Here is a 10,130-nt window from a genome sequence, read left to right as displayed (position 1 = left end):
CAGAAAAAACCCCGGACACCAATAAATCGCCACATGATGGTAGTCGACCCAGGCACCCATCCCGCACGTTTGAACGAGCCGGGAGCACGCCATTGCATACGGGCGCACACGGACGGGCACCAGGGGCGGGCACAATGGCGGGCATGACCCCCCTGCTGCGCCGCCGCCCCCGCAAGAACCCCGCCGACAGCACGGTCACCCTGATCGGCAAGCCCGGCTGCCACCTGTGCGACGCCGCCGAGGCCGTGATCGCCGAGGTCTGCGGCGAACTCGGCGCCCACTGGGAGAAGAAGGACATCACCCAGGACGAGGAGCTCCACCGCAAGTACTGGGAGCAGATCCCGGTGATCCTCGTCGACGGCGCCCAGCACGACTTCTGGCGCGTGGACCCCGACCGGCTGCGCAAGGCCCTCGCGGGCTGACCCCTCCCCGCCCGCGCGCACGCGGACCCGCCGGGGGTAACCGGAGCGTCAAGGGAAGTTCACGCCCCGGAATCATCCCGACTCCGGTTACCCCGAACAAACTGGCTATGCTCGGGCCATGGCCGCACTGGGATGGATCACTCCGCGCAGGCGCTCAGCCACGGCACGCAGCGTGCTGGCAGGCGAGGCCGCGGCGGAAGCAGCCCGCAAAACCGCTCAGGAGAGCGCTGCCGAGAGCGCCGAGGGCGCCGCGCAGCAGCCGTCCGAGCCGGACTTCCCCGTCGTCGGCGACATGCACGCCGCCGCCTTCTTCGACCTCGACAACACGGTCATGCAGGGCGCCTCCCTCTTCCACTTCGGCCGCGGGCTGTACAAGCGGCGGTTCTTCCAGAAGCGCGAGCTCGCCCGCTTCGCCTGGCAGCAGGTGTGGTTCCGGCTGGCCGGCGAGGACGCCGAGCACATGCAGGACGCCCGCGACAGCGCCCTGTCCATCGTCAAGGGCCACCGCGTCTCCGAGCTGATGACCATCGGCGAGGAGATCTACGACGAGTACATGGCCGAGCGGATCTGGCCCGGCACCCGGGCCCTCGCCCAGGCCCACCTCGACGCGGGACAGAAGGTCTGGCTCGTGACCGCCGCGCCCGTCGAGGCCGCGACGATCATCGCCCGCCGCCTCGGGCTGACCGGCGCGCTCGGCACCGTCGCCGAGTCGATCGGCGGCGTCTACACCGGCAAGCTCGTCGGCGAGCCGCTGCACGGCCCGGCGAAGGCCGAGGCCGTCCGCGCCCTGGCCGCGGCCGAGGGGCTCGACCTCTCGCGCTGCGCCGCCTACAGCGACTCGGCCAACGACATCCCGATGCTCTCGCTCGTGGGCCACCCCTACGCCGTCAACCCCGACAGCCGGCTGCGCAAGCACGCCCGCGAGCGCGGATGGCGGCTGCGCGACTACCGTACGGGCCGCAAGGCGGCCAAGGTCGGCATCCCGGCGGCGGCCGGCGTGGGCGCCCTGGCGGGCGGCGCGGCCGCGGCCGTGGCCCTGCACCGGCGCCGGCACTGACGCGGGCGCCGACACCGGAACCGACGCGGGCACGTCCCGCTCCCCCGCCCGGCCCGCTCTAGCGGCTCCCGGGCGGATTCATGCGGCGGCGCGCCGTACCGCGCCGTCCACTTCACGCCACCACGCCGCGTCGTCGCCACAAAGGTTCGGCAACAGCGCGTAGCCGGGCGTCACTCTCAGGCAATCCTGTCTTCATACCCTCACATCCTCCTCCTCAGTCCTTCCGCGTCCGGATTGCCACAACACGCCGCCCATTCGGCCACACCATGACCAAATCTGTTCAACCTCCTTTCATAGTTCGATATTTGATCGATCCCCAACCGGTAAGAGATCGAACGGAAACGATGATTTGAGCAACTCGGTGTAGTGCTGCCTGTACGAAGCGTTATTCTCCTCAGACGCAAACCGGTACCCCCTTGTCCCTACGACGAGTGAACGGTTCCGTACTGCACGTGATGGAAGCTCTGCCTCTGGGAGTCCCGTGTACCCACACGTCGGGGTTGACGCCTCGGGCCTGGCTACGCTTCGCGCAACGGTCCTCGACCGCCTGCGCGGTTTCGTCCCCACCGCGTACGCCGTCCCCGCCCTCGCCACGCTCGCCCCTGCAGGAGGCGGCCGTGCCGGCCACGCCGGCCCCTGCTACGCCCTCGCCGAGAGCAGCGCGGCGGTGGGCAGACGAGCCGCCCGCCGGGGCGGTGCGGCCACCGCGTCGTCCGCCGCGCCCTCCGGCTCCGCCACGTCAACGCGCCGCCCCAGCGCGGACAGCGACAGCGCCCGCATGCTCGACCTGGTCGAGCGCGCCCAGGCCGGGGAGGCCGAGGCCTTCGGCCGTCTCTACGACCAGTACGCCGATACGGTCTACCGCTATATCTACTACCGGGTAGGCGGCCGGGCCACCGCGGAGGACCTCACCAGCGAGACGTTCCTGCGCGCCCTGCGCCGCATCGGCACCTTCACCTGGCAGGGCCGCGACTTCGGCGCCTGGCTCGTGACGATCGCCCGCAATCTGGTCGCCGACCACTTCAAGTCGTCGAGGTTCCGGCTCGAAGTGACCACCGGCGAGATGCTCGACGCCAATGAGGTCGAGCGCAGCCCGGAGGACTCCGTCCTCGAGTCCCTGTCCAACGCCGCGCTGCTGGAGGCGGTGCGCAAGCTCAACCCCCAGCAGCAGGAGTGCGTCACCCTGCGCTTCCTGCAGGGGCTCTCGGTCGCCGAAACCGCCCGCGTCATGGGCAAGAACGAGGGCGCCATCAAGACCCTCCAGTACCGCGCGGTCCGCACCCTGGCCCGCCTCCTTCCCGACGACGCGCGTTAACCGTGCGCGCCCGTTCACTCACCAGCGGTCACATCGCCCAAGGCGCGTAACCCGGCTGGCGCGCCAGTCGTTGTGCGGGTTGCAGACTCCCTGCGGTCACGCCATGCCCGCAGCCACTCACTCGATCGAGTGGAGGCTCATCACGGCGTGCAACCCTCCAGGTGTTCAGAGGAGTCGACCGTCATGACGAGAGGAGGTGCCGCCTGTGATCGCGAACGTATCGGCGCACCGGCGGGCGAACGCCTTCGCCCGGTCCCTGGAGCAGCAGGAAGTCCAGGACGCGGCGGCCACACAGCCCGATCCGCCGGCCGAAGGCGCGGAGCCGGGCAGGCTGCTGGCCCTCACGGGCCGGCTCGGTGAGCTGCCCCGCCCCGGGCTCGATCCGGAGACCAAGACCGTGCAGCGGGCACAGCTCATCGCTGCCATGGAGACCCAGTTCGCAGGGGGTGACTCCGCCGCCCTCCCCGAGCAGAAGGCCCGCCGGTCGGGGCGCGGCGCCCACCGCGCGCTGGGCCGGCTCCGGCCGCGCTCCCGCTGGTCGAAGGGGCTCGCCGCGGGCGGGCTGACCGTGGGTGTGGCAGCGGGTGCGTTCGGCGGCGTGGCGGCCGCCAGTTCCAATGCCCTGCCCGGCGATTCGCTCTATCCGCTCAAGCGCGGCATGGAGGATCTCCGCCTCGGCATGGCCGACGACGACTCCGACCGCGGCGGCCTGCTGCTCGACCGGGCCTCCACCCGCCTGCAGGAGGCGCGCCGCCTGATGGAGCGCGGCAAGCTGGGCAGCACCCTGGACCACGAGGTCCTGGGCGAGATCCGCAAGACGCTCTCGGGCATGCGCCAGGACGCCTCCGAAGGCCACCGCCTGCTGCACACCGCCTACAAGCGCGACCGCTCGCTCGGCCCCATCCAGCGCCTCTCCAGCTTCGCGTCCTCGCACCGCGAGAGCTGGAGCCAGCTGCGCGAGAAGCTCCCGGTCCAACTGGCCGACGTGGGAGCCGAAGTGAGCTCGGTCCTCTTCGCCATAGACGAAGAGGTCAAGCCGCTGCAGTCCCTGCTGCCCGCCCACCACGGCAAGCACGGCTCGTCCGTCCGGCCGGACGTCCCCTCCCCGGGCACGTCCGCCCGCTCGGGCCACGCCGCGCCCAAGCCGTCGTCCTCGTCCAGCGGCGAGGGCAAGCACGCGGGCGGCGGCCGGCAGCACCCGGCGGCCCCCGGCGGCCATGAGGAGCACGAGGGCCTCCTCGGGGGTACGGGGCTGCTGAAGCCCCCCTCGGCGCCCGGCAGCGCCAGCCCGGAGGGCACGTCGCACGGCAAGGAGAGCAAGCCGGCCAAGCAGCCGAGCATCACGATCCCGCCGGTCCTCCCGGACATCCTCCCGGGCCTGGGCATCCACGGCGACGATCCGAAGTAGCAGCGCGGCAGGCGGCCGGCGTTCTTCGGCCCCGGAAGATACGGGGCTCAGAAGAACGCCGGCCGCCATGGTCCGGTCAGAAAAACACAGATCGCCGCTGCACAAGCAGCTTGTACAACGTGTGCTGAATCGTTTCTCGTACCTGGTCGGTCAGGTTGAACATCAGCATGGGGTCGTCCGCGGCCTCCGGCGGATACCCGTCCGTGGGAATCGGCTCCCCGAACTGGATCGTCCACTTCGTCGGCAGCGGCACCAGCCCCAGCGGCCCCAGCCAGGGGAACGCGGGCGTCAGCGGGAAGTACGGAATCCCCAGCAGCCGCGCGACCGTCCGGGAATTGCCGAGCATCGGATAGATCTCCTCGGCCCCGACGATCGAGCACGGCACGATCGGCGCCCCGGCACGCAGTGCCGTCGACACGAAGCCGCCCCGGCCGAAGCGCTGGAGCTTGTACCGCTCCGAGAACGGCTTCCCGATCCCCTTGAACCCCTCCGGCATCACCCCGACCACCTCGCCCCGCTCCAGGAGCTGCTGCGCGTCCTCCGCGCAGGCGAGGGTGTGCCCGAGCTTGCGGGAGACCTCGTTGACGCCCGGCAGCATGAAGACCAGGTCCGCGGCGAGCATCCGGATGTGCCGGTCGGCCGGGTGGTGGTCGTGCACCGCGACCTGCAGCATCAGCCCGTCCACCGGAAGCGTCCCGGAGTGGTTGGCGACGACCAGGGCCGCGCCCTTCTCCGGGATGTTCTCGATGCCCTTCACCTCGACCCGGAAGTACTTCTCGTAGAACGGCCGCAGCGCGGACATCAGGACCTGGTCGGTCAGCTCCTCGTCGTAGCCGAACTCGTCGACCTCGTACTCGCCGGTGATCCGCCGCCGCAGGAAGCTCAGCCCGTGCGCCAGCTTCCGGTCCCAGCCGCCCTCCTGCGCGGCCTCAGGCCCCCGCCCCCGGGTGCTGCCGTCCGCGGCCACCGGCTGCTCGGGCTCGGCCGCCGCGGCCTGGTCCACGTCCCGCTGCGGCGGCACGGGCGCGAGGGACGAGACGCGGTTCGTACGGGCCCGCCCCGTCCGCTTGCCCTTGCGCTTGGACCGCGGCTCCTCGCCGCCGAACGGGATGACCTTCGCGTCCGCCATGGTGGGTGCGCTCCTCACTTCTGGCCGCGGCCGGCAGGCAGTGCCGCAGCGATCCGGTCGACGGTACGGGCAAGGGTCTCGGGCGGCAGCAGCCCGGGCCCTCGGCTGCGCGCATAGTCCTCGAAGGCCCCCGCCGTGGTGTAGCGCGGATCGAAGCCGAGGACCTCGCGCATCTGGGTGGTCCGGACGACCCGCCCGTGCGTGAGGAGCCGGATCTGCTCGGGCGAGAAGTCCGTCACGCCGACCGAACGCAGTGCGGAGCCGACCCAGGTGACGGTCGGCAGGAAGAAGGGGAGCGTGGGACGCCCGAGGCGGCGGGCCGCCTGCGAGAGCAGCAGCACCCCGTCCCCCGCGACGTTGAAGGTGCCGCTGTTGAGCGTGCCCCTGCGCGGCTCGCCCGAGGCGATCCGCAGCACCTCGATCACATCGTCCTCGTGGGCGAACTGCAGCCGGGGGTCGAAGCCGAGGACGGTGGGCAGCACGGGCAGCGCGAAGTACTCCGCGAGCGGCGAGTCGGCGCAGGGCCCGAGGATGTTCGCGAAGCGCAGCACGCACACCGCCACGTCGGGCCGGCGCCGGGCGAAGCCGCGCACGTACCCCTCGACCTCCACCACGTCCTTGGCGAAGCCCCCGCTGGGCAGCGACTTCGGCGGGGTGGTCTCGGTGAAGATCGCGGGATCGCGTGGCGCGGATCCGTAGACATTGGTGCTCGACTTGACCACCAGGCGCTTGACCGAGGGCGTCTTCTGGCAGGCGCCGAGCAGCTGCATCGTGCCGATGACGTTGGTCTCCTTGACCGACGCCCGGCTGCCGCGCTTGCCCAGCGGGGTGCCGTTCACATCCATGTGGACCACCGTGTCCACAGCGTGTTCGGCCAGAACCCGCGCGATCCTGGGATGGCGAATGTCCGCCCGTACGAAATCGGCCCCGCCCAGATGGTGCGCGGGTGGCACCGCGTCCACCCCGATCACCCGGTCCACATCGGGCTCGCGCTGGATGCGGCGGACGAACCGGCCCCCCAGCTGCCGTGCGACTCCGGTGACGAGCACGACCTTGCCCAAGATCAGCGCCTTCCTCTGCCCACGATCCGCCCACGACCTACCCATGAGTGGTGCTGCCGCGGCCACCGTAGCGGGTCGTTGTTGCGCTGTGATGACCGGCCGATGCGGGGAGCTACATTTCAAGCCGTAGCCGAGGCTTCACTCACTGCAACCTGCCCGCAATGCACCGCAGCCCTCCCACCATGATCGGTGGAAGGGCTGCGGGACGAGCACAGCGGCGTGCCGCTTACTTCTTGTTGCGACGCTGAACGCGCGTGCGCTTGAGCAGCTTGCGGTGCTTCTTCTTGGCCATCCGCTTACGCCGCTTCTTGATAACAGAGCCCACGACTACCCTCGCTTACATCGATTCACTCGGTGCGGGGCGTCCGAGCCCACACGACCTACATCGGGCCAGCCTACCCGGCACCGGGCGATCAGCGTAATCCAGGGCCCCCGTCAGGCTGTTTCCACCCCCACGTAGGACTCTCGGAGGTACTCGTGCACCGCTTGCTCCGGGACCCGGAACGACCTGCCCACCCTGATCGCCGGCAGATGACCGCTGTGCACCAAGCGGTACACGGTCATCTTGGACACTCGCATCACCGCGGCGACTTCCGCCACGGTCAGGAACACGACCTCGTTGAGAGGCCTCTGGTCAGCAGCCATGACACACCTGAACCTTCCGCACATGACGCGCACCGGCTTCCCCTCCGGTGACTCCTCGTCGCTGCGCGCTCACTCCCCAGGTTAGGGGCGGGTGATGCGAGTGGGGAAGAGGAGCAGCCATCGGCCGCCTACTGTGACAGACACGCTCGATTGAGTACATAGCGAGTAAGCGGTCGGTAGTAATCAGACCGCACAGTGTCATCAAGCGGAACGACGACGGACACCCGCCCCTCCGCCTGCCCGACGAACGGCGCCGGGTCGTCCGCATCCGCCAGGCCAAGGGCCTCAATACCCAGCTGACCTGCCCCGCAGACCCAGCCGTGGTCCCCGATGACCACCGCCGGAAGCGGTCCGTCACCGTCCATCGCCGCTCCCAGGGCCACCCGAAGCGGGAGCGGAGAATGCGTATGTACGCCGGGCTCACTTCCACACCCACGTGCGCCGGGTTCACGCACCAGCGCGACGCCTCGAACGTAGTCCAGGTTGTAGGTACGTACCCCGAACCGGGTCGTTATGTCGACACTTCGACCCTGCGCCGGACGGAGGACAGTGCATCCCGCCGCCGAGAGACCGGCGGCCAACCCGGCGTAGAAGCCCAGGAGCCGGTGCGGGTGACCGGTGCCGATCAGCACCGGCGCGGCGGCCGCGGCCGCCGCGGGGAGCCGGTCCGCCAAGGCACTCAGTGCCACGATCGTACGGTCGGGGTCGATGACATCCTGCCCCGAAGTGTGACCGGGATCGGCCGAAACCCCACACTTGCGGCCCATCAGTTGTAACAAGTCCCCCAGCCGCCAGTCCCGTTCCGGCTCCAGCCCGAGCAACGCCCGGGGGTCTCCGGCCACGAACATCCGATAGCGGCTCAGACTCCGCTCCCGGGAGGTGGATACGACACCGGCGATACGGGAGTGGAGGAGGTGGCTACGGAGGGCACGTTGAGCACAGGACTGGGCGGGCAGCTCGGTCAGCACGGTTCCGATGCTGACGGAACCGCCCCCGGGCCGAAGGGGATTCGCGCAGGATCCCACGGTCGGCCTAACGGCCTGCACGGCCTGCACGCCGCGGCACGGCCCGCGTGACGCAGCGTCATCTTCCTCCGATTACGGGAGCAGACCGTGGGCCGGGAACACCGCACGCCGCGTCGCGAGGATCGACTGGTCGAGCCGGTCCCCCGGGTCGTACCCCGAATCCGTGAAGTCCTTCCACTCCGGCCGGCGCCCGTCCGTCATCCGGTACGGCCCCAACTGCCTCGTACGACGGAACACTTCGGCCCGCCACTCCTCCGGAACGGCACTCTCGGGAGTCACCGGCACCCCCGCGGCGATCCCCACCAGATGGGCCCAGGACCGCGGCACGACGTCGACCACCGCGTACCCGCCACCGCCCAGGGCGACCCACCGCCCCTCCGCATGCTCGTGAGCCAGCGCGTGACAGGCCTCGGCCACCATCCGCTGGGCGTCCAAGGACACCGCCAGATGGGCCAGCGGATCCTCGAAGTGCGTGTCGGCGCCGTGCTGCGTCACCAGCACCTGCGGACGGAAGGCGGCCAGCAGCTCCGGCACCACGGCATGGAACGCCCGCAGCCACCCCGCATCACCCGTCCCCGCCGGCAGCGCCACGTTCACGGCACTCCCCTCGGCTCCCGGACCACCGGTCTCCTGGGGCCAGCCGGTCTGCGGGAAGAGCGTGCTGGGGTGCTCGTGCAGGGAGACGGTGAGGACGCGCGGGTCCTCCCAGAAGGCCGCCTGGACGCCGTCACCGTGGTGCACGTCCACGTCGACGTACGCGACCCGCTCGGCCCCGAGCTCCAGCAGCCGGGCCACGGCGAGGGCCGCATCGTTGTACACGCAGAACCCGGACGCCGCGCCGGGCATCGCATGGTGCAGCCCGCCGGCGAAGTTCACCGCGTGCAGGGCCTCACCGCGCCATACGGATTCCGCGGCGCCCACCGACTGCCCGGCGATCAGCGCCGAGGCGTCGTGCACGGCCGGGAAGGCCGGGACGTCGGGCGTCCCGAGACCGTACGAGCCGTCGGCGGACGCGGGGTCGGCGGCCGCGGCACGCACGGCGGCGATGTAGTCCTCGCGGTGCACCAGCCGCAGCGTGGAATCCCCCGCGGGCCGGGCCGCGGCGACGCGTACGGCACGGTCCAGGCCGAGCGCCTCGACGAGCCGCATGGTGAGCGCGAGCCGCACCGGATCCATGGGGTGGCCGGGCCCGAAGTCGTAGCCCGTTACCGCCTCGTCCCACATCAACTGCGCACGGCCGCTCATGAGCGTCACCGTAGTGGATGGGCCGGACGGAAATCGGAGGAGGTTCGGACAAGGCGATGAGATGAATGGGTGGACGAGTGGGTCAGACGAGGAGCCGAGCAAGTTCGGTCATGTCGCCGAACAATCCCTTGGCGCCGGCCTCGGTCAACCGCTCCGCCGGAGTCATACCGGTGTAGCCGTAGACGTCCATTCCGGCGGCGAGCGCGGCCTGGACGCCCAGCGGGCTGTCCTCGACGACGACACAGCGGGCGGGATCGACGCCCATGGAACGAGCGGCGTGAAGAAAGAGGTCCGGGGCCGGCTTGCCCCTGCCGACGTCCTCCGCGCTGAAAATCCAGGATTCCTCGAACCATTCGTCCAGCCCGGTACGGCCATGGCCGTACCGGATCCGCTCATGGGTCCCGGAGGAGGCGACGCAGTACGGAACGCCGGTGGCCACCAGATACTCGAGAACCTCCACAGCACCCTTTATGGGCTGCAGCTCGCGGTCGAAGGCATCGAAGGTGCGGGAGTGCAGGGTGGTGTCGAAGTCGGCGGGCAGCTGCCGGCCGGTGCGCTCGAGCACCAGGTCGTGGACGCGGTGCACGGCCGACCCCATGTAGTCCCGGACGGATTCCTCGTACGTGGTGGGGTGCCCGAGTTCGGTGAGGTAGTCGGCGAGGACCCGGTTGGCGATCGGCTCGCTGTCGACGAGCACACCGTCGTTGTCGAAGATGACGAGGTCATAGCGCATCATGACGTCACCCTAGAGGCCCGGAACGCAAAAATGCCTCAGGCCCCGAGTGATAACACTCAGGGCCTGAGGCTGAAAAATTGTTCGGCG

The 10,130-nt window shown here is 70.3% G+C and carries 11 protein-coding genes; 4 read left to right on the top strand and 7 right to left on the bottom strand.

Features of this window, described 5'->3' with window-relative positions:
• Window positions 1–143: 143 nt before the first annotated feature.
• From AS857_RS35420 to AS857_RS35405, 4 genes are all read left to right on the top strand, one after another.
• On the top strand, window positions 144–422 hold the full coding sequence (locus AS857_RS35420) for a glutaredoxin family protein (protein WP_079110954.1): 279 nt from the start codon (window positions 144–146) through the stop codon (window positions 420–422).
• 118 nt (window positions 423–540) lie between these two features.
• A complete protein-coding gene (locus AS857_RS35415) occupies window positions 541–1,479 on the top strand; it encodes an HAD family hydrolase (RefSeq protein ID WP_058047585.1) in 939 nt (312 codons plus the stop codon).
• Window positions 1,480–1,960: 481 nt separating this feature from the next.
• Complete coding sequence (locus tag AS857_RS35410; protein WP_058047584.1) at window positions 1,961–2,794, top strand: ECF subfamily RNA polymerase sigma factor, BldN family; 834 nt, start codon at window positions 1,961–1,963, stop codon at window positions 2,792–2,794.
• A 205-nt stretch (window positions 2,795–2,999) separates the two neighbouring features.
• The gene (locus tag AS857_RS35405; RefSeq protein WP_058047583.1) at window positions 3,000–4,202 is read left to right on the top strand and encodes a DUF5667 domain-containing protein; all 1,203 of its coding nucleotides are present in this window, start codon (window positions 3,000–3,002) and stop codon (window positions 4,200–4,202) included.
• 76 nt (window positions 4,203–4,278) lie between these two features.
• Here AS857_RS35405 and AS857_RS35400 read toward each other — a convergent pair whose 3' ends face one another.
• The 7 genes from AS857_RS35400 to AS857_RS35375 form a co-directional block, all read right to left on the bottom strand.
• Window positions 4,279–5,331, bottom strand: a complete 1,053-nt coding sequence (locus AS857_RS35400) for a lysophospholipid acyltransferase family protein (protein WP_058047582.1) — start codon at window positions 5,329–5,331, stop codon at window positions 4,279–4,281.
• Window positions 5,332–5,345: 14 nt separating this feature from the next.
• Window positions 5,346–6,392, bottom strand: coding sequence for an NAD-dependent epimerase/dehydratase family protein (locus tag AS857_RS35395; protein ID WP_058047581.1), 1,047 nt, complete (start codon window positions 6,390–6,392; stop codon window positions 5,346–5,348).
• Window positions 6,393–6,618: 226 nt separating this feature from the next.
• Window positions 6,619–6,717 (bottom strand): 30S ribosomal protein bS22, encoded by a 99-nt coding sequence (locus AS857_RS38355; RefSeq protein ID WP_003948845.1) that lies wholly within the window; start codon window positions 6,715–6,717, stop codon window positions 6,619–6,621.
• A gap of 110 nt (window positions 6,718–6,827) precedes the next feature.
• Window positions 6,828–7,037, bottom strand: coding sequence for a helix-turn-helix domain-containing protein (locus AS857_RS35390; protein WP_123975194.1), 210 nt, complete (start codon window positions 7,035–7,037; stop codon window positions 6,828–6,830).
• Between the two features lie 128 nt (window positions 7,038–7,165).
• Window positions 7,166–8,005, bottom strand: a complete 840-nt coding sequence (locus AS857_RS35385) for a phosphatase (RefSeq protein WP_245700782.1) — start codon at window positions 8,003–8,005, stop codon at window positions 7,166–7,168.
• A gap of 129 nt (window positions 8,006–8,134) precedes the next feature.
• Complete coding sequence (locus AS857_RS35380; RefSeq protein WP_058047580.1) at window positions 8,135–9,307, bottom strand: acetoin utilization protein AcuC; 1,173 nt, start codon at window positions 9,305–9,307, stop codon at window positions 8,135–8,137.
• 82 nt (window positions 9,308–9,389) lie between these two features.
• A complete protein-coding gene (locus AS857_RS35375; RefSeq protein ID WP_058047654.1) occupies window positions 9,390–10,040 on the bottom strand; it encodes an HAD family hydrolase in 651 nt (216 codons plus the stop codon).
• Window positions 10,041–10,130 lie beyond the last annotated feature (90 nt).

It is taken from the genome of Streptomyces roseifaciens (assembly GCF_001445655.1).
GTDB classification, from domain to species: domain Bacteria; phylum Actinomycetota; class Actinomycetes; order Streptomycetales; family Streptomycetaceae; genus Streptomyces; species Streptomyces aureoversilis.
The sequence above is the reverse complement of the archived record's forward strand: the minus strand, read 5'-3'. Positions and strand labels throughout refer to the sequence as shown.